This is a genomic window from Klenkia brasiliensis, from assembly GCF_900100695.1.
Taxonomy (GTDB): domain Bacteria; phylum Actinomycetota; class Actinomycetes; order Mycobacteriales; family Geodermatophilaceae; genus Klenkia; species Klenkia brasiliensis.
In genome coordinates, this window is sequence record NZ_FNCF01000001.1 from 579,712 (window position 1) to 599,569 (window position 19,858).

Here is a 19,858-nt window from a genome sequence, read left to right on the forward strand (position 1 = left end):
CGGGAGGGTTGCCGACCGGTCCGACCGGGCAGGCACCGCACCGACGCCGTCGATGGAAGAGGTCCCCATGCTGGTCCGCCGGATCGCCCGCCCGTTGCTCGCCTCGTCGTTCGTGTACGGGGGGATCGACACCCTGCGCAACCCCGGGAGCCGGGTGCCCGGCGCCCGGCCGGTCGTCGAGCAGATCGCCAAGACCGCCGACGAGCAGCTGCCCGTCGAGGTGCCCCGCGACGTGGAGCAGTGGGTCAAGATCGACGCCGGCGTGAAGGTGGGCGCCGGCATCCTGTTCGCCCTGGGCAAGTTCCCCCGCCTGTCGGCCCTGGCGCTGGCCGGGTCGATCGTGCCCACCACGCTGGCCGGGCACCGGTTCTGGGAGGACAGCGACGACGAGAAGAAGTTCAGCAACCAGGCGCACTTCCTGAAGAACGCCGGGCTGCTGGGCGGGCTGCTCATCGCCGCGGTCGACACCGAGGGCAAGCCGTCGGCCGGCTGGCGGGTGCGCCGCGCGTCCGACACCGCGATCGCCAAGGCCGAGGCCAAGTTCGAGAAGGCCCAGAAGAAGGCCGAGAAGGCGCAGAAGAAGGCTTCCCGCGGCCGCACCCAGCGCAAGCTGAAGAAGCAGGCCAAGAAGGTCGGCAAGGAGATCGGGCTCTCGTGACCCCGGCGGACGCGCTCCGGAGGATCGCCTTCCTCCTGGAGCGCGCCCGCGAGCCCACGTACCGGGTGTCGGCCTTCCGCACCGCGGCGCACGTCGTGGATGGCCTGTCCGACACCGAGCTGGACCGGCGGATCCGCACCCGCACGCTGACCGACCTCAAGGGGATCGGGGCGAAGACCGCGGCGGTGGTGCTGCAGGCGCACGCCGGCGAGGAGCCGGACTACCTGGCCGACCTCAAGGCCCAGCACCCGCCGGTCGAGCTCGAGGGCGCGGCCGGGGAGCTGCGCCGGGCGCTGCGGGGGGACCTGCACACGCACTCGGAGTGGTCCGACGGCGGCAGCCCGATCCGCGAGATGGCGCTGGCCGCGATGGGCATCGGGCACGAGTACCTGGCGCTGACCGACCACTCCCCCCGGCTGACGGTGGCCAACGGCCTGTCGGCCGAGCGGCTGGCGCGGCAGCTGGACGTCGTCGCCGAGCTCAACGAGGAGCTGGCGCCCTTCCGCATCCTCACCGGCATCGAGTGCGACATCAACGCCGACGGGTCGCTCGACCAGACCGACGAGCTGCTGGCACGGGTGGACGTGGTGGTGGCCAGCGTGCACTCCGACCTGCGCGCGCCGGCGTCGGAGATGACGCCGCGGATGCTCGCCGCGGTGGCCAACCCGCACACCGACGTCCTGGGGCACTGCACCGGCCGGCTGCTGGTGGAGCGCACCCAGCGCGGCGGCAAGCAGCAGAAGCCGCGGCCGGAGAGCGCCTTCGACGCCGAAGCGGTGTTCCGCGCCTGCGTCGAGCACGGCACCGCCGTGGAGATCAACTCCCGCCCCGAGCGGCTGGACCCGCCATCCCGGCTGCTGGCGCTGGCCGCGGAGCTGGGCTGCGAGTTCTCCATCGACACCGACGCGCACGCCCCGGGTCAGCTGGACTGGCAGGCCGCCGGGTGCGAGCGGGCGGCGGCGGCCGGCATCACCGCCGACCGGGTCGTCAACACCCGCACCGCCGAGGAGCTGCTGACGCGCTGAGGCCGGGGCTCAGGCGCGGCGGGAGACCTCGCGGGCCTGGGCGGCGACGGCGGCGAGCAGGCCGACGGCGGACAGGCCCTCCGCGGTCTCCTCGACCCAGCTGGCCAGGTCGCCGGGCAGCGTGCCCGCGCCGGCCAGCACGACCGACACCGCGGCGAGGCCGACGGAGGCGAGCGCGTAGAGGGCCAGCCAGGTCACCACGGCCACCCGGGTGCCGCGCCGGACCCACCGGCCGCTGACCACGGCCACGGCCAGCCCGGCGAGGCTGACGACGAGGAAGACGAGCTGGGCGTCGGGCAGCCGGTCCTCCAGCACGGAGTGCAGCGAGGTCAGCTTGGCCGCGGCGAGCACGCTCGCGCCCAGGCCGAGCACGGCCCACCAGATGCCGGCCCCGTGCCGGCCGGCCCGCAGCACCGCCCACCAGCAGCACAGCGCGACGACGGCGAGCACCGAGGTGACCAGCAGCCGGGGCACCGAGCCCAGCGCGTCGAGGTCCAGCCGGGCGGTCCAGGGGGCGCAGGTGGTCGCGCGGCAGGTGAGCCGGGTGACCAGGCCGACGGTCTCGGCGAGGACGACGAGGCCGGCCAGCACCGCGGTCGCGGCAGCCGACCGGCGCAGCGGCAGGACGAGGGCCGCGCGCACCAGCTCCGCCAGCGGCTCCGCGGTGGCGGTGCCGGTCAGCGGGGGGCGGACGTCCTCGGTGGTGGCCACCTCCCGGTGGTCGGCACGGCGGCACCCCGCCCGGAGGGTGCGGGGCCGAGGACTCCCCCGCCGGGGTGAGCGCGGTCAGCCGGCGCGGCGGCCCAGGGCGCGGTAGGACCAGCCGGCCGCGGTCCACGCGTCGCGGTCGAGGGCCTGCCGGCCATCCAGCACCGCCCTGCGGGCCACCACCTGCCCGAACGCGACCGGGTCCAGCTCCCGGAACTGCTTCCACTCCGTCAGCACCAGCACCGCGTCGGCCCGGGCCGCGGCCTCCTCGGCGGAGTCCACCACGTCCAGCTGCGGCCACGACCGGCGGATGTTGTCCCCCGCCGCCGGGTCGGTCACCCGCACCGTGGCGCCCTGCAGCTGCAGCTGGGCGGCCACGTTGAGCGCCGGGGAGTCCCGGATGTCGTCGGAGTCGGGCTTGAACGCCGCCCCCAGCACCGCGATCCGCTTGCCCAGCAACGACCCGTCGCAGACCTCCCGCGCCAGCTCCACCATCCGGATCCGGCGGCGCATGTTGATGTTGTCCACCTCCCGCAGGAACGTCAGCGCCTGGTCCGCACCCAGCTCCCCGGCCCGCGCCATGAACGCCCGGATGTCCTTGGGCAGACAGCCCCCGCCGAACCCCAGCCCCGCGTTGAGGAACTTGCGGCCGATCCGGTCGTCGTAGCCGATCGCGTCCGCCAACTGCTTCACGTCGGCACCCGTGGCCTCGCACAGCTCGGCCATCGCGTTGATGAAGGAGATCTTGGTGGCCAGGAACGAGTTCGCCGCGGTCTTCACCATCTCCGCCGTCGCGTAGTCGGTGACCACCTGCGGGGTCCCGTCGGCCACGATCGCGGCGTACACCTCGTCCAGCAGCGCCCGCGCGGTGTCGCCGTCGGCGCCCGCGGGCAGGCCGTAGACCAACCGGTCTGGGTGCAGGGTGTCGGCCACCGCGAACCCCTCGCGCAGGAACTCCGGGTTCCACGCCAGCAACGCCCCGGGCACCTTGCCGGTCACCAGGTCCGCCAGCCGCGCCGCCGTCCCCACCGGCACCGTGGACTTGCCCACCACCAGCTCACCGGGGGCCAGCACCTCCAGCAACGACTCGGTCGCGGACTCCACGTAGCGCAGGTCCGCGGCGTACTCCCCGCGCTTCTGCGGCGTGCCCACGCACACGAAGTGCACCTGCGACCCCGCCGCGTCCGCCATCGACGAGGAGAACCGCAACCGGCCAGACGCCAACGACGAGCTCAGCAGCTCGTCGAACCCCGGCTCGTGGAACGGCGCCCGCCCCGAGGCCAGCAACTCGGCCTTGGGGACGTCGACCTCGATCCCGACGACGTCGTGGCCCAGCTGCGCCATCGACGCCGCGTGCACCGCACCCAGGTACCCGCACCCGATCACCGAGATCTTCATGATGTCCCCACCCGTCGACGGACCGTCGGGGACCGATCCTGTCAGGCGCCCGGCACCCGCCGGTCCGGTGCGGGGCTCCCGATGTCGTCCGTGCGACGCAGCTCACGCCCGGCCGGGAAGACCAGGCGGGGGGCACAGCCGACCAGGACGGCGACCAGCACCCCGAGCGCGGTCAGCGCCTCGGCGCTCTCCTCGACCAGGACGAAGCCGGCGGTCAGCGCGCTGCCGTGGCCCCACGCGGCCTCGGCCAGCGCCGACGGGATCGTCAGCCCGCCGGCGGCGACGCCGTAGGCGGCCAGCCAGCGCAGCACCCGGCGCCGGTCGCGGCGCTCCTCCCGGCTCAGCCAGAACAGCCCGGTGAGGACGACGACGCCGACCACCGCCGAGCCGACGAGCGTGCGCAGCGGGTGGGTGTAGCCGTCGACGGCCTCCAGCACCGCCTTGTGCACCGTGCTGCCGGCCTTGACCACCGCGGCGAGCGCGCACAGCAGGGCGACGGCGGTCCACCAGGAGCGCCGCCGGGGCAGCCGGGCGGCACCGGCCGCCGCCGCGACGGCCGCCAGCACGAACACCGTCGCGATCAGCAGCCGCGGCAGCGAGAACGGCAGCTCCATCGACAGCGGGTGGCTGATGCTGCGCGGGGCGCCGAGCACGCGCAGGCCGAAGCCCAGCAGCTCGGCACCGACCAGCAGCAGCGCGGCCACCCGCGCCCACGGCGGCACCGGGACCCGCCAGCGGGCCGCGGCCGCCGCGGGCCGCGAGGTGTGAAGCAGGCTCCCGGTCACCGGGACTGCCTACCGGGCCAGGACACCCCGTGCACGCAGGCTCACCGTGCGTGCACCCGTGTGGGTGACCGGTCCGTCGCTCAGGAGGTGAGGGCGCGCGCGACCCGGCCGACCGGCTCCGGGGCGTCGATCGCGTCCAGGGCCCGCCGCAGGATCGTGCTGGAGGTGTGCATCGTGTAGGGGAAGTAGTGCACCCGGACCCCGACCGCGGCGAAGTCGGCCTCGAGCCGGTCGCCCTTCTCGGTGCCGCGCCAGTCGTCGCCCTTGAAGATCACGTCGAACCCGCCGACCTGCCGCCAGGTCTCGACCTTGTCCGGGACGACCTCGGCGTGCACCTGGTCGACGAACCGCAGCGCGCCCACGATCTCCATGCGCTCGGCGAGCGGGATCACCGGCAGCCGGCCCTTGGTCTGCTCCAGCACCTCGTCGGCGACGACCCCGGCGATGAGGTGGTCGCAGTGCTCGGCGGCGTGCCGCAGCACGTTCAGGTGACCGATGTGGAAGAGGTCGTAGGCGCCGGGCGCGTACCCGATGACGGGCAAGGGATCCTCCAGGGCTTCAGGTGGAGCGAGGGACAGCGTAGGCGACGGCGACCACTCTGCGTAGTGCTCGGCGCGGCCGCTCGACAGCTCACCCGGAAGAGTTGGCTGATCACAGCGGGGGTGTCGTCACGGGACGACCACCGAGAGTGATGCGGAGTCTGGCACCATCGACGCGGGCGCGGGGAGTCCTCTCCCCCGATCGGGTGGCCGGCTCCTGCTCCAGGGGGTCCACGGGCGGCTTCCCGCCGTAGGTTCCTGCACCGGACGTGGCCGTTGGGTCACGGGGAGTCGATCGTCACGGAGGACCGAGGGTGGAGCTGCGCGAGTACGTCGCGGTGGTGGGACGGCGCTGGCGCTGGCTGGCGGCCTGCCTGCTCGCCTGCCTGCTGGTCGCCCTAGCCGCAGCCCTGCTGAGCCCGAAGACCTGGACGGCGCAGACGCAGGTCTTCGTCTCCAGCACCACGGAGAGCACCAGCCCCCAGTTCCTGCAGCAGCGGGTGAAGAGCTACCCCGACGTCGCCAGCAGCGCCGAGGTCCTCGACCCGGTCCGCGACACCCTGGGCCTTTCCATGTCCCTGGCCCAGCTGCGCGCCGCCGTCGAGGCCGAGAACCCGGTCGACACCTCCCAGATCAACATCTCCGTCACCCTGCGGGACCCGCAGCAGGCCGCCGACGTGGCCGACGCCGTCGCCGAGGAGTTCAGCTCCGCCGTCGAGCGGCTGGAGACCACCGGCTCGGGCAGCAGCCCGGTCACCCTCACGGTCACCAACCCGGCCGCCGTCCCCACCTCGCCGGCCAGCCCGCAGATCCCGCTGCTCGTCGCCCTCGGCCTGGTCTGCGGTCTGGGCTCGGGCATCGCCGCCGCCGTCGTCCGCGACCGCTGGGACACCCGGGTCTGGACGCCGGACGACGTCCGCGCCGCGTGGGGCGCCACCGTCCCCGACGTGCTCTCCAGCGGCGGCCGGCGCGAGCCGGGCGACCGCGCCGCCCAGGTGCTGGCCCGCCGGGTCGAGCGCCGGGCGCAGAACGGCCCGGTGCGGGTGCTCATCGCCGCCCCGACCGACCGCGGCACCCCCGCCGTGGCCGAGCTGACCGCCGACCTCACCGACGTGCTCACCCGCCGCGGCCTGCTCGTCGGCGGCCCCGACGAGCAGACCACCACCCCGGACACCGACGCCCCCGCGTCCGACGCGCCCGCGGCCCGCCGGCCCGACGTCGTGTTCACCACCGTGCCCCCGGACGCCGCCCTGAGCACCTGGCGCGACGAGGTGGCCAGCAGCGACGGCGTCGTCGTCGTCTGCCCGCCGGGGTCGGCCGACCGGGTCGACGTGTTCGAGCTCGGCCAGCTCCTCGACGGCGTCGAGGCCGTCGTGGTCGGCATCGTCTTCACCGACCCCACCCGGCGTCGCCGCCGCCGCGGCGACGAGGCCGCCGCCCCCGCCGCCGTCCCCGCGGCCCCGGCCCGCCCGGCGATCGCCCGCCGGCCGGCCACCGAGGACACCGGCTGGACCCGGCTCACCTCACCGGTCAAGCCCGCGCCCGTCACCGACGAGCCGGCCGAGGCGGCCCGCCCCGCCCGCCCGGCGCGGGTCGAGCCCGCCACCGCCCGCCCGAACCGCGTCAAGGGCGCCTCGCGCCGGGTGTCGGCGCTGTCCCGGAGGACCGGTCCCCGGGTCACCGTCCGCATCCCGCCCACGAACGAGTGGTGAGCGCCGCCCCGTCGCTGCTCGCCCGGCCCCGGGCGGCCGCGCTGCTGCCCGTCCTCCTCGTGGTGGCCGGCAGCGTGGCCTGGCGCCGCGGGGACGTGTTCTCCGGCGGCGTCGACCCCGTGGTCGCCGCGAAGGCGCTGGTCAGCCTGGTCGCGCTGGCGCTGGCCTTCCGGCTGGACCACCGCTCCACCGCCGGCCGCCGGGTCGGCACCGGCAGCACCTGGGTGCTCGCCGTCGTCCTCGTCGCGTCCGTGCTCGGCGCCCTCGGCCACGGCACGCTGGTGCCCTCGGCCGTGGTCGCGGTGCGGGTGGCCATCCTCGCGGTCACCGTCCGGCTGCTGGTCCGGGCCCTGGGGCCGGCGGTCATGCTCGCCGCGGTCGTCTGGGCCTGCGGCCTGGTCGGCGGGGTCGCCGCGCTGTCCGGCCTCCCGACCGCGCTGGCCGGCGGGCGACTGTTCGGCGGCATCCCGCCGCTGAACCCCAACGAGATCGCCCTGCTGGCCGGGGTCGTCGTCCTCGGCGCCGCCTGGCCCACCATGCTCGGCCGGGGCACCGCCCGGCAGGCCGTCGTCGCCGTGGGCGCGCTGGCCGTGCTCTGGCTGACCGGCTCCCGCACCTCCCTGGCGGTGCTGCTGCTCGCCCTGGCCGTGGCCGCTGTCCGGCTGAGGCGGCCGCAGGTCGGCCTGGTCGTCGGGCTCGGCCTCGCGGTCACCCTCGGCGCCCTGGTGGTCGGCTCCACCAGCGCGGTCAGCTCCTTCACCGACCGCACCGACGCCTCGGGCAACAGCACCCTGGACTCCCGCTTCGTCGCCTGGGGCGCCGCGCTGGACTTCGCCTCCTCGGCCTGGCAGTGGGCCTTCGGCGCCGGCCTGTCGGTCAAGCTGATCCCGGTCGCCGGGCAGTGGTGGAACGAGCAGCTGCTGGACAGCAGCTGGGTGTCGGTCTTCGTGCAGGCCGGCGTCGTCGGCGGGCTCGTCGCGCTCTGCTGGGTCATCGCCTCTGCCCGCGGGCTGGCCCGGCTGCCCGCCCCCCTGTGGCCGGTGGCCGCCGGCCTGCTGGTCTTCGTCGTGCTGCGCAGCGTGCTCGAGAGCGGGTTGTTCGACGCCACCCCGGCCCTGCTCGTGCTGCTGACGGTCGCCCTCGCCGGGGAGCGCGGCACGCACGACTCCCCTCCCCCGCAGCTGGGCCGCACCCTCGCGCCCGGCGCCCTCGACCGTGGACCGGTGCACCTCCGTGGCTGATCGAGCTCGCCGGGCGCTGGTCGCCCACCCCTCCTCCGACGTCTACGGCTCGGACCTCCAGCTCGTGGAGAGCATCCACGGCCTGGTCGCCGCCGGCTGGGACGTCACCGTGACCCTGCCCGCCGACGGGCCGCTGACCGGACCGCTGCGCGGGGCCGGCGCCGAGGTCGTGTGGCTGCCGGTCCCGGTGCTGCGCAAGGCGCTGCTGCGCCCCCGCGGCCTGCTGACCCTGGTCGGCGACACCCTGCGCTGGGTGCGCCCGGCGTCGCGGCTGCTGCGCGCGCAGCGCCCCGACGTCGTCTACGTCAACACCGTCACCGTGCCCACCTGGCTCGGGCTGGCCGCGGCCCTGCGGGTGCCGGCGCTGGTCCACGTGCACGAGGCGGAGTCCGACCTGCCCCGCTGGCAGCGCTTCGTGCTCAACGCCCCGCTGCTGCTCGCCCGGCGGGTGGTGGTGAACAGCCACGCCGCCCGCGACACCCTGCTCGACGCCGTGCGCGGTCTGGCCGGGCGCACCCGCGTGGTGCACAACGGCATCGCCGGCCCGCCCGCCGAACCCCGGCCGGCCGACCGCGGCGACGGCCCGGCCACGCTGGTGCTGGTCGGGCGCCTGGCCCCGCGCAAGGGCAGCGACGTCGCCGTCGAGGCCGCGGCGCTGCTGCGGGAGCGCGGCGTCGACGTCCGGCTGGAGCTGCACGGCAGCGTCTTCCCCGGCTACGAGTGGTTCGAGGACGAGCTGCGCGAGCGGGCGTCCCGGCCGGACCTGGCCGGGCACGTCGAGCTGGCCGGCTACACCTCCCCCACCTGGCCGGTGCTGGCCCGGGCCGACGTCGTGCTGGTGCCCTCGCGGGCCGAGCCGTTCGGCAACGTGGCGGTCGAGGGCCAGCTCGCGCTGCGCCCGGTCGTCGCCAGCGCCGTGCAGGGCCTGCGGGAGATCGTGCTGGACGGCGAGACCGGCCGCTCGGTGCCCCCGGACGACCCGGCCGCGCTGGCCGACGCCGTGCAGGAGCTGCTCGCCGACCGCACCGCCGCGGCCGCGCTGGCCGCCGCCGGGCGCGACCGCGCGGTGGCGCGGTTCGGGGTGGACCGGTACCGGCAGGCCGTCGTCGACCAGGTCACCGAGCTCGCCCGCTGAGCCGCCGGCCGGTCAGGCAGCCCGGCTGCGCGGCACCAGCACCCGCCACCGGACGGCGGCCGCCGCGGCCACCGGGCCCAGCGCGAGCACCGCGGGCGCCCAGTCGGCGGCCCCCGGCCGGAGCACGACCAGCGCCAGGACGCCAGCCAGCGCCGCCATCTCCACCGCGCGCCAGCCCAGCACCGCGCGCTGCGCCCCGTGCACCGAGGCCAGGCCGGCGTAGGGCAGCAGCAGCGCGCCGGTGACCGCGTAGGCGCCCCAGCCGGCGACGGCGGCGGCCGGCACGGCGTAGTCCCCGGCCGACAGCAGGGGGCCCAGCCAGGGCAGCAGCGCGACGGTGACCAGCACGACCAGGCCCACCCCGACCGCGGCGGCGCCCGCGGCCCGGTCGGCGCGGCGCAGCAGCTGCGCGGCGGGGCGGTGCCGGGCGCCGGCGAACCAGGGCAGCAGGAACGAGCCCAGGCCCGCGACCAGCACGAGGGTGGGCGAGGTGAGCACCCGGGCGGCCTCGACGGGTCCGTAGGCGGCGGCACCGGCGGCGCCGATGACCACCCCCCGCAGCAGGGTCAGCGTGGCGGGGCGGACGGTCTGCCCCGCGGCGCGCCACACCCCGAAGGCCAGCACGGTGCCGACGGCGGCGTCGCGCCAGGGGCCGGCCGGTCGCTCGCCGCGGGGCAGCAGCGCCAGCGCGACCGCGCAGGAGACGAGCTGGCCGACGGCGAGGGCGACGAACAGGTCGGTGACCTCCAGCGGCCCCCCGGCCCGCAGCGCGACCACCACCGCGAGCGCGGCCCCTGCGCCGGACAGGTCGACGGCGGGCAGCCGCCAGTACCGGCCGGCGGCCTGCAGCAGCCGGCGCAGCAGGTCCTCCAGCACGAAGGAGACGGTGGCGACGCCGATCCACACCCCGGCCCACGCCGACCCCCAGCCGGTGAGGACCACCAGCAGGCCGCCGGCCAGGCCGGTGCCCCCGGCGGTGCCCAGCGCCAGGCGGTGCAGGGCGGCGCGCACGCCGGGGTCGTGCCGGTCGAGCACGGTGAGCGAGTCACCGACCAGACCGCTGGTGACCGCGGTGGCCAGCACGACCGCGCCGTAGACCAGGGAGAACGCGGCCAGCCCGGCCGCGCCGAGCTCCCGCGCCGCGGCGACCTGCAGCACCAGCCCGGCCAGCGCGAGGGTGCCCTGCCCGACCAGCGCACCGACCAGCCGGCCACGTCCCCCGCGGGCGGGGGCCGGGGCGGTGGCCGGCGGCGCGGGGGTGGTCACGGGGCCCACCCCAGCACGCCGGTGCCCGGGCCGGGCACCGGCGCGCCCGGGTGGTCGCAGGTCACGCGCCGGCGGTGACCGTCAGCGGCCCGAACCGGACGACGGTCCCCGCGGTCGAGGACCCGGTCAGGTAGGCCGCCAGGCCCACCCCGCCCGGGGCCTGCAGGGCCACGGTGTCGTCGGTGCGGCTCAGCGAGGGCGCGGCGGGCCGGGGGGTCCCGGCGGCCCAGACCGTCCCGGCCACCGTGGTCGTCCCCGACCCGGCGGCCGACACGTCGACGGCGAGCGGCTGGCCGGGCACGTAGCCGGTGGCCACGACCACCTCGGTGCCCACCAGCGCCTCCGTCGACGTGCCCGACAGGCGGGTGACCCCGGCCCGCACGGTCCCGTCGGTGAGGAAGCGCAGCCGCACCCGGTACTCCAGGTTGGTGCCGACCCGGCGCGGGGTGACGTACACCGAGGTGCCGCCGCCGGTGGGCGCCGAGGTCAGGGTGACCGTGGTGGAGACGTCGGCCGAGGCGGCGGAGACGTCGCCCAGGTAGGCCGCGGTCAGGTTGCCCGGGGCGGTGAGCCCGAAGGCCGCGGCCCCGTTGTCCACCGAGAGCCGGGACGCGCCGTTGGCCGCCGTCCAGACGCCGCCGGTGTCGGCGGTGCCCAGGCCACCGGTGGTGGTGCGGGCGAAGGCGTCCGACGCCAGCACCCACACCGCGGGCCGGGTCACCGTGACGTCCTGCGCGGTGGTGCCGGTGGCACCCCGGTCATCGGTGACGGTGAGCGCGACCCGGTAGGTGCCGGGGGTGTCGTAGGCGTGGGTGACCTGCGCGCCGGTGGCGGTGCTGCCGTCGCCGAGGTCCCAGGACCATGCGGTGACCTGGCCGTCGGCGTCGGCGGAGGCGCCGGCGTCCAGGGCGGCCGACAGGTCCGTGGTGGTCGCGGTGAACGACGCCGTGGGCGCCTGGTTGGGCAGGGCGGCGCGGCGGTGCGCGGCGACCTGGTCACCGGTGAGCACGGTCGGGTAGACCGCGACGGCGTCCACGGAGCCGACCAGGTCGGTGCGGCCGGCCCCGGGCCAGAGGGTCAGCGGCCCGCCGCCGACCTGCCAGTACCCGGTGTAGCTGCTGCCCGCGGTGACCGCGGCGTTGGTGGCGACCTGGGTGCCGTCGACCCACAGGGTCATCCCGCCGGAGCCGAGGGTGGCCACCACGTGGTGCCAGGCACCGTCGTTGAACCCGGCCGCGCTGGACACCGTGCGGCGCGAGGTGGAGTTGACGCCGAAGTAGACCCGGCCGGCGGCGTCGAGGTAGACCTGCCGGTCGTAGGTCAGGTTCGACCCGCTCGAGGAGCTGCCGTAGCCGGCCAGCCGCCCACCGGTGGTCGAGGTGGTGGAGAACCACAGCTCGAGGGAGAACGTCGAGGGTGCGGCCTTGGCCCCGGCGGACGCGCCGGCGACCATGCGCGAGCCCGACGTGCCGTCCAGCCGGAAGGAGCCGGTGTCGTCGCCGGCGACCGCCCCGGTGGGCTGCGACCGCACCGCGGCGGGCACGGTCAGCGGCGCCCGGCCGGTGGCGTCGGGGCTGGTGCCGCCGGTGACGGTGCCCAGCGGCCAGGCCGAGGTGGCGCCGTCGGCGACCACGCGCTCGGTGTAGGCCGAGGGCAGCGGCTCGGCGCTGACCGTGCCCGAGGTGGCGGGGCTGGTGACCGCGTTGCCGGTCGCGTCGACGGCGCGCACCACGTAGGAGTGCGTCGAGGACGGCGTCTGCCGGCGGTCGACCAGCGTGACGGTCTGCGGCTTGAAGAACAGCGAGTCCACCTGCTGGCTGGCCACGGGGGTGGTGCCGCCGTCGCGGTAGAGCTCGTAGGTCAGGAAGCGGTCGTCGCGGTCGGACGTCGTGGTCACCGCCACCGACAGGGTGCCGGCGCCGGTGGCGGTCACGGTCGGGGCGGCGAGGCTGTCGGCGGCCGGGCCGACCTTGTTCGGCGCCAGCGACCGGACGGCGAAGCGGACCAGGCCCTGCTGGCCGGTGCCGTTCACCCGGGGGAACTCACCGCCGTAGACGACGTACTGCGAGGTGCCGGTGACGCTCCAGCCGGCCTGGCCCTGGCCGGTGACCGTGCCCGGGGTCAGCTGGGGGTACCAGTCCATGACCGACGGGGCGGGCGCGCCGCGGAAGTTCGCGTTGCCCCAGGTGCCGTTGCCGACGGTGCCGCCGACGGCCTGCGAGTACGCCAGGCCGAACCGGCTGACCCGCGGGGTGACCTCGGGGAAACCGCCGATGTTGCTGCAGACGTGGGTGTGGCCGGACAGGTAGACCGCGCCGCCCATCGGGAAGGTGGAGTACGTGTCGCCGCGGCAGTCGGCGTCCCAGACCAGGGCGCCGCCGGCGGCCTGCACGGCGAGGACGCCCTCGGCGTTGCCGGGGCCGGAGAAGTCGTAGGCCGACAGCCACACGGTGGTGCCGTCGGTGGCCAGGCTCGTCACGCCGCTGTCGTCGCCCTGGTTGGTGATCCGCTGGCCGATCGCGAAGGGCCGGACCTCGCCGGTGGTGGCGTCGACGGCGCCGACGCCGCTGGTGGCGGTGCCGTTGATCGACCCGAACCGGCCGCCGACGACGACCTGGCCGGCGGTGAGCGCCAGCGAGCTGACCGCGGCGCTGGCGGCGGTGCTGCCGTCGCGGTTGCGGCCCACGCCGGTGGACGGCGCCCACGGCAGCAGCTGGCCGGCGGGGGAGAAGGCGGCCAGCCGCAGCCGCTCGACGCTGCCGACGGCGTTGAAGTCACCGCCGACGTAGACGGTGTCGGCCGAGACCGCGATGGCCCGCACCGAGGCGGTGACGGCGGGGGCGAACCCGGGGACCAGCGCGCCGGTGACCGGGTCGAGCGCGGCGACGCGGCGGCGGGTCTCGCCGTTGACGGTGGTGAAGTCGCCGCCGACGTAGATGCGCGAGCCGTCGGGCGCGGCGGTGATGGTGAGCGCCTGGGCGTTCAGCGAGGGCGCCCAGCCGGGCACCAGCACGCCGGTGCGGATGTCGTAGGCGAGCAGGTTGGCCCGCGGGGTGAGGTTGGTGCCGGCGGCGGCACCCGCCGGGCGGGCCTGGGCGAACCGGCCCGCGACGTAGACGGTGTTCCCCACGACGACCTGGGACCACACCACGCCGTCCACCTGCACGGTGGGCAGGGCGTCGGCCGAGACCGTGGTGGCCGGGGCGGTCGACCCGGTCGGGGTGCTGCCCTCGGCCCGGGCCGGGGTGCCGGCCACGGTGGCGGCCAGCAGGCCGGCCAGGACGGCGACGAGGAACCGGGCCGGACGGCCGGGGAGCTCGGCAGTGCGCATCAGGGTCTCACCGTTCACGAGGGGTGCCGGGCCGGGTGCGGCCCAGGACGAGCGTGCTCCGCGACGGTCACTCTCGGTACTGCCCATCGGGGTGAAGGCTCCCGACCGGGTGACGCCGTCGCGGGTGGGTCCGGTGCCCGGTCACCCGCCGTGACGGGGCCGGACGCCCGGACGGGCCGCACCGCCGGGTGGCGGTGCGGCCCGTCCGTCCTGCTGTCGTGCTCAGGTCACGGCACGTCGGTGACCGTGAGGGCACCGAAGCGGGCCACGGTGCCGCTGGTGGCCGACCCGGACAGGTAGGCCGTCAGGCCCACCGAGCCGGCCGCCTGCAGCGAGGCGGTGGTGTCGGTCCGGCTGATCATCGGTGCGGTCGGGGCGGCGCTGCCGTCGGCCCAGACCGAACCGCTGATCGTCGTGGTGCCCGTCCCGGTGACCCGCAGGGACACCTGGAGGACCTGGCCGGCGGTGTACCGGCCCGGCAGCGTGACCTCGCTGCCCAGCACGGTCTCCGTGGCCGAGCCCGCCAGCCGGGTGACCGCGACGCCGACGGCGCCGTTGGCCTGGTAGCGCAGCCGCAGGCGGTACTCCTGGTTCAGCCCCACCCGGCGGCCGGCGACGTAGACCGTCGTCCCGCCCCCGGTGACCGCACCCGACAGGGAGACCGAGGTCCGCACGTCCACCGCGGTGGACGCGACACCCTGCAGGTAGGCGCCCGTCTGGTTGGTCGGGCTGGTCAGCGCGAGCTGGGCCGTGCCCGGCGTCACCGAGAGGCGGGCCGCACCGTAGGAGGCGATCCAGGCGCCGCCGACGTCGGCGGTGCCCATGCCCCCGTTGACCGTCCGGCCGAAGGCGTCCGACGCCCGCACGGTCGGCGAGGCCGGGGCCACGGTTACCTCACGGGTGGTGGAGCCGGTGGCCCCGCGGTCGTCGGTCACCGTCAGCGTGACGGTGTAGGCGCCCGGCGTCGCGTAGGTGTACGACGCCGTGGACCCGGTCGCCGTGCCGCCGTCGCCGAACGACCACGCCCAGGAGGCGACGGTGCCGTCGGGGTCGGAGGACGCGCGGCCGTCGACGGAGACCGTCAGGGCGCTGCCCGACACGCTGACCGAGGCCGACGGCGCCCGGTTCGGCGGGTCGGTGGCCACGACGTCGCGGGTCGCCGTCGAGGTCGCGCCCTTGTCGTCGGTCACCGTCAGGGTCACCGTGTAGGTGCCCGCCGTGGCGTAGGCGTGCGTCGCCGTCGACCCGGTGGCGGTGGCCCCGTCGCCGAAGGCCCACGACCACGACGCGATGGTGCCGTCGGTGTCGGTGGAGCTGCGGCCGTCGACGCTGACCGTGCGGTCGCTGGTCGTCGCCGTGAGGGCGGCGGTCGGCGCCACGTTGGCCGGCGGGGCCGGGGCCACGGTGACCTGGGTCGTCGTGGTGCCGGTCGCGCCGTCGTCGTCGGTGACGGTCAGCCGCACCGTGTAGGTGCCGCCCGCGGCGTAGGTGTGCGTGGTCTGCGCACCCGTGCCGGTGGACTGGTCACCGAAGTCCCAGGCGTAGCCGGCGACGGTGCCGTCGGCGTCGGAGGAACCGCGGCCGTCCAGGGTCACGACCAGGTCGGCCGTGGTCGCCGTCGCCACCGCGGTCGGCGCCTGGTTCGGCGCCGCCACCGTCACCGACTGCGTCGTCGACGCCGTGGCGCCGTCGTCGTCGGTCACCGTCAGCCGGACGACGTAGGTGCCGTCGGAGGCGTAGGTGTGCGTGGCGGTCTTCCCGACCTGGGTGCTGCCGTCGCCGAACTCCCACGTCCAGTCGACGACGGTGCCGTCGCTGTCGGTGGAGCCGGAGGCGTCCACGGCCACCCCGAGCCCGGTCGCGGTCGCCGTGAAGGCGGCCGCGGGGGCGCGGTTCGGCGGCGGGGCCGTCGTGGTGACCGTCTGGGTCGAGGTGGAGGTCTGGCCCTTCGAGTCGGTGACGGTCAGCGTGACCTGGTGGTCGCCGGCGGTGGCGTACCGGTGCGTGACCGGCGTGCCCGTCGAGCTGCTGCCGTCGCCGAAGTCCCACGTGTAGGTGGCGATGGGGCCCTCGACGTCGGAGGAGGTCGAGGCGTCGAAGGTGGCGCTCATCCCGTCGACGGTCGCGGTGTACCGGGCCACCGGGGTGGCGTCGGGGCCGAGGCCGGAGGCGGTGAAGTGCGCGGCCACCTCGGCGGCCGGGAGGACCCGGTCGTAGACCGCGACCTCGTCGATGGTCGCCTTGACGTAGGGGTCACCGGACCAGCTGTTGTCACCACCGACCCGCCAGTAGCCGGCGTAGTCCTGCGCACCGGTGTTGGGGTTGGTGCCGACCAGGTTGCCGTCGACGTAGAGCTTCATGCCGTCGGCGCCCATGGTGGCGGTCACCTGGTGCCACTTGCCGTCGTTGTAGGCGGCGGGGCTGGTGACGGTGTTCGCCTGGCCGGTCCACGCGCCGAAGGTCAGCTGACCCGACGGCTCGAGGTAGACGTGGCGGTCGTAGCCGCCGCTGCCCCCGGACTGGTTGGTGCCGAAGCCGATGAGCTTCCCGCCCCGGGTCGTGGTCGTCTGGAACCACAGCTCGGTGGTGAAGGTGAGCGGGTTGACCACCTGCGTGCGGGAGTACAGCCCGTCGTCGACGCCGTCGAAGGACACCGCGGTGTTCGCCGACGTCCCGGTCAGGGGCGGACCGGCGACCGCGAGGGTCGGGTTGCCGGTGTAGGTGCCCCGGCCGCCCGCCGGGGCGGACCCGGCGGCGGCGGAGGAGCCGGCCGCGTCGTCCATCCGCCAGAACAGCGTGGGGTTGGAGTCCCACACGGCGGCGCCGTAGGCGTCGGCCGGCTTCGTCGGGGTGGACGAGGCCTGGCCCGCGGCGGTCCAGTGCGCCGCCACCTGGGCCGGGGTCAGCACCTTGTCGAAGACGGAGAACTCGTCGACGAGGCCGTCCAGGGAGGCCGTGCCCGCGCCGCCCCAGATGTTGTCGGCACCCACGCGCCAGTAGCCGTCGTAGGCGTCGACGTTGCTGCCCGGGCCGGAGCCGACGAGCTGGCCGTCGACGTAGAGCGCCATGCCGTTGGCACCGAAGGTGGCCACGACCTGGTGCCAGTCGCCGTCGTTGTAGCTGCGCGGGGTGTCGATGACCTGCTCACCGGGGCCCCAGACGCCGAAGCGCAGGCGGCCGTCGCTGAACATGTAGACGAACCGGTCGTAGTTGTTGCTCCACTGGTCCTGGGTGCTGCCGAAGCCGACGATGCGGCCGCCCTGGGTGGAGGTGGTGTTGAACCAGGACTCGACCGAGAAGGTCGAGGGGCTGTCCGACCGGTTGGCCGCCACCACGTAGCCGAAGCGGTTGTCCAGGTCCACGGCGGTGTTGCCGGTGACGCCGACCAGCGGGACGCCGGCCTGGCCGCGCGGGACGTCGCCGCGGTAGGAGCCGGTGTTGCCGTTGCCGGAGAGGTCGGCCGCGCTGTCCTGGCCGGCGGACTCGCCGAGCCGCCAGAACAGGCTGGGCTCGTCGGCGACGACCGCGGCGCCGTAGGCGTCGGCCGGGGCCGGCGCCGTGGTCAGCGTGCGACCGGTGGCGGTGTAGTGGTCCCGGACCTGCGCGGTGGTCAGCGCGGTCGGGTAGACCGCGGCCTGGGCCAGCTGGCCGCTGAAGTCCGAGCGGTCGGCCCAGCCACCGAGGTTGCCGGAGCCGAGCTGCCACCAGCCGCGGTAGTCCTGACCCGCGGTCACCCGCCGGTCGGTGCCGATCTTGACGCCGTCCACGTAGAGGACCTGGCCCTCGGGCGAGAGCTCGGCGACCGCGTGGTGCCACTGGCCGTCGTTGACCGCCTGGCTGGTGCGGATGGTCTCGGTGGCGCCGGTGTAGACGCCGAAGACCAGGTGCCCGCTGCCGTCCAGGTACAGGTGGCGGTCGTAGGAGCCGTTGCCACCGGTGTTGGAGTTGCCGTAGCCGGCCAGCCGGCCCGAGGGCGACGTGGTGTTGAACCACAGCTCGAGGCTGAAGGTGTTCGGCGCCTGCACGGCCGCGGCCGAGGAGGCCGCGGTGCCGCGGGCCCCGCCGGTGCCGTCACCGGTCAGCGAGGTGGTCGAGGTCGGCGAGCCGTCGGACTGGGTCAGCCCACCGGCCGTGGTGACGTCGTTCAGACCCACGTAGTCGTAGGTGGTGGTGCCGGTGACCGACTCCAGCGGCCAGTAGGCGGTGGCGCCGTCGGCGATCACGCGCTGGGAGTAGGCCGGCAGGGTCGCCGAGGAGGCCCGCACCGTGGCGCTGCCGCGGGTGACGCTGTTGCCGTCGGGGTCGACCACGGTGACCCGGTAGGTGTAGCTGGTCCCCGCGGTGACGTTGCGGTCGACGAAGCCCAGGGTCGGGCGGGTCCACCAGGCCGAGGTTGCGGTGGTCTCGTAGACCGGGGTGCTCGGCTTGTCGGAGCGGAAGACGCGGTAGGTCAGGTTCGCGTTGTCGTTGTCGTAGGCCGAGGCCCAGGTGACCCGGACCGAGCCCGCGGCGACCGACAGCGCGGTCGGGGTGATGCCGGCGTCGGAGACCGGGCCGACCTTCTTCGGGGCGACGGACGGCATCGCGAAGCGGACCAGGCCCTGCTGGCCGGTGCCGCCGGCGCGGGTGAACTCGCCGCCGTAGAGCAGGTAGTCACCGGAGGCGGTGACGTCCCAGCCGGCCTGGTAGGCGCCGGTGATCGAGCCGACGTTCAGGTCGGGGAACCAGTGCAGCAGCTGCGGGGACGGCCGACCGCCCCACGAGCCCCACGGCAGGGTGCCCTGGGGGGTCAGCGACACGGCGGTGGCGTACTTGCTCACCCGCGGGTCCTGCTCGGGGTAGCCGCCGATGACCTCGCAGGTGTGCGGGTGCCCGGCCATGTACAGGGCGCCGTTGAACGGCACGCTGGAGTAGGTGTCGCCGTGGCAGTCGTTGACCCACTGCAGCACGCCGCCGGCGGCGGTGGCCGCGAAGGAGCCCTCGAGGTTGCCCGGCCCGTAGTAGTCGTAGCCGGTGCCGTAGACGGTGGTGCCGTCGGTGGACAGGCTGTAGACGGCCGAGTTGATGCCCTGGTTGGTGATCAGGGTGCCCATCTGGAACGGGTTGGTCGCACCGGTGGCCGCGTCGAGGGCGCCCACGCCGGAGGCCGCCTGGCCGTTGAGCGTGTAGAAGTTGCCCGAGACCACGACCTGGCTGCCGCCGTTGGTGAGCACCAGCGACTTGACCTCGTTGCTGGTCTGGGCGTTGCGGGTCGGGTTGTCGGGCAGCCGGTTGCCGTCGGTCGGGCCGACGCCGGGCACCGGGGCCCAGGGCAGCAGCGCGCCGGCGGGGGTGACGGCGGCCAGGCGGGTGCGGCTGGTGCCGCCGACGGCGGTGACGGTGCCGCCGAAGTAGACCGCCGAGCTGGTCGCGCCGATGGCCTTGACCACGCCCGAGACGCTCGGGGCGAAGGAGGTCAGCGCACCGGTGGCGACGTCGAAGGCCGCGATGCGGTTGCGCGTCGTGGCGCCCACCTTGGTGAACTCACCGCCCACGTACAGCGTCTTGCCGTCGGGGCTGGCGGCCAGGGCGTAGGCCTGCGCGTTGAGGTTGGGGTTGAACGAGGAGACCAGGACGCCGGTCTGCAGGTTGTAGGCCAGCAGGTTGTTCCGCGACACCTCGTTGCTGCCCGCCGCCGACCCGGCCGGGCGCGCGGTGGTGAACCGGCCGGCCACGTAGACGGTGTTGCCGATGACCAGCTGGTCCCAGGCCACACCGTTGATCTGGGTGGTCGGCAGCGCGTCGGCGGTGACCGTCGACGGCGGGGTGGTGCCCGTCGTCGGGTTCGCCACCGGTGCCGTGTCGGCGTGGGCCGGGGTCGGCGCCCCGGCCAGGACACCGACGGACAGGGCCGCGGCCAGCAGGCCGGCGGCCGCGGCGCGGAACGCGCCGGGGAGTGCAGTGGTGCGCATGGGTCTCTCGATCTCGCTGGCCGGCATGCCCCCAGGCGCCCGGCATCGGGTTATGACTCTGCGTGGTGTTTGAATCCGACACCAGAGGGAATCCGCCCCCGTTCGGGTG

At 75.6% G+C, this 19,858-nt stretch carries 12 protein-coding genes; 5 read left to right on the plus strand and 7 right to left on the minus strand.

Going from position 1 to position 19,858, the window contains the following annotated elements; all coding sequences use genetic code 11:
* Positions 1-52 precede the first annotated feature (52 nt).
* A complete protein-coding gene (locus BLT39_RS02955) occupies positions 53-658 on the plus strand; it encodes a DoxX family protein (RefSeq protein WP_242658113.1) in 606 nt (201 codons plus the stop codon).
* Positions 655-1,683: a PHP domain-containing protein gene (locus BLT39_RS02960; protein ID WP_091058286.1), complete on the plus strand. Its 1,029-nt coding sequence runs from the start codon at positions 655-657 to the stop codon at positions 1,681-1,683. Before BLT39_RS02955 ends, BLT39_RS02960 begins: the two co-directional genes overlap by 4 nt.
* A gap of 9 nt (positions 1,684-1,692) precedes the next feature.
* Here BLT39_RS02960 and BLT39_RS02965 read toward each other — a convergent pair whose 3' ends face one another.
* The 4 genes from BLT39_RS02965 to BLT39_RS02980 all read right to left on the minus strand — a co-directional run bounded on the left by BLT39_RS02965 (position 1,693) and on the right by BLT39_RS02980 (position 5,116).
* A complete protein-coding gene (locus BLT39_RS02965) occupies positions 1,693-2,394 on the minus strand; it encodes a hypothetical protein (RefSeq protein ID WP_091058290.1) in 702 nt (233 codons plus the stop codon).
* Positions 2,395-2,469: 75 nt separating this feature from the next.
* Positions 2,470-3,789: a UDP-glucose dehydrogenase family protein gene (locus BLT39_RS02970; protein WP_091058292.1), complete on the minus strand. Its 1,320-nt coding sequence runs from the start codon at positions 3,787-3,789 to the stop codon at positions 2,470-2,472.
* Positions 3,790-3,830: 41 nt separating this feature from the next.
* Complete coding sequence (locus BLT39_RS02975) at positions 3,831-4,574, minus strand: hypothetical protein (protein ID WP_091058295.1); 744 nt, start codon at positions 4,572-4,574, stop codon at positions 3,831-3,833.
* An 80-nt stretch (positions 4,575-4,654) separates the two neighbouring features.
* Entirely contained in the window at positions 4,655-5,116 is a 462-nt protein-coding gene (locus BLT39_RS02980) for an FAD synthase family protein (protein WP_091058299.1), read from the minus strand.
* Between the two features lie 311 nt (positions 5,117-5,427).
* Between BLT39_RS02980 and BLT39_RS02985 the strand changes: the two genes are divergently transcribed.
* From BLT39_RS02985 to BLT39_RS02995, 3 genes are read left to right on the plus strand one after another with little or no spacing between them, the layout of a single operon-like run.
* Entirely contained in the window at positions 5,428-6,825 is a 1,398-nt protein-coding gene (locus tag BLT39_RS02985; protein ID WP_165640104.1) for a YveK family protein, read from the plus strand.
* Positions 6,822-8,066 (plus strand): hypothetical protein, encoded by a 1,245-nt coding sequence (locus BLT39_RS02990; RefSeq protein WP_091058308.1) that lies wholly within the window; start codon positions 6,822-6,824, stop codon positions 8,064-8,066. The genes BLT39_RS02985 and BLT39_RS02990 overlap by 4 nt, the downstream gene beginning before the upstream one ends.
* On the plus strand, positions 8,059-9,201 hold the full coding sequence (locus tag BLT39_RS02995; RefSeq protein ID WP_091059370.1) for a glycosyltransferase: 1,143 nt from the start codon (positions 8,059-8,061) through the stop codon (positions 9,199-9,201). Before BLT39_RS02990 ends, BLT39_RS02995 begins: the two co-directional genes overlap by 8 nt.
* A gap of 12 nt (positions 9,202-9,213) precedes the next feature.
* On the opposite strand, the gene BLT39_RS03000 is transcribed toward BLT39_RS02995, so the two are convergent.
* The 3 genes from BLT39_RS03000 to BLT39_RS03010 all read right to left on the minus strand — a co-directional run bounded on the left by BLT39_RS03000 (position 9,214) and on the right by BLT39_RS03010 (position 19,749).
* Entirely contained in the window at positions 9,214-10,467 is a 1,254-nt protein-coding gene (locus tag BLT39_RS03000; protein WP_242658114.1) for an MATE family efflux transporter, read from the minus strand.
* A gap of 61 nt (positions 10,468-10,528) precedes the next feature.
* Positions 10,529-13,798 (minus strand): PKD domain-containing protein, encoded by a 3,270-nt coding sequence (locus BLT39_RS23225; RefSeq protein ID WP_131801386.1) that lies wholly within the window; start codon positions 13,796-13,798, stop codon positions 10,529-10,531.
* Positions 13,799-14,025: 227 nt separating this feature from the next.
* The gene (locus tag BLT39_RS03010) at positions 14,026-19,749 is read right to left on the minus strand and encodes a PKD domain-containing protein (RefSeq protein ID WP_091058314.1); all 5,724 of its coding nucleotides are present in this window, start codon (positions 19,747-19,749) and stop codon (positions 14,026-14,028) included.
* Between the last annotated feature and the right edge of the window lie 109 nt (positions 19,750-19,858).

Excerpts from the sequence above, each read along its gene's own strand:
- BLT39_RS02955 (WP_242658113.1), top strand. The coding sequence starts at position 53 with ATGGAAGAGGTCCCCATGCTGGTCCGCCGGATCGCCCGCCCGTTGCTC.
- BLT39_RS02970 (WP_091058292.1), bottom strand. The coding sequence starts at position 3,789 with ATGAAGATCTCGGTGATCGGGTGCGGGTACCTGGGTGCGGTGCACGCG.
- BLT39_RS23225 (WP_131801386.1), bottom strand. The coding sequence starts at position 13,798 with ATGCGCACTGCCGAGCTCCCCGGCCGTCCGGCCCGGTTCCTCGTCGCC.
- BLT39_RS03010 (WP_091058314.1), bottom strand. The coding sequence starts at position 19,749 with ATGCGCACCACTGCACTCCCCGGCGCGTTCCGCGCCGCGGCCGCCGGC.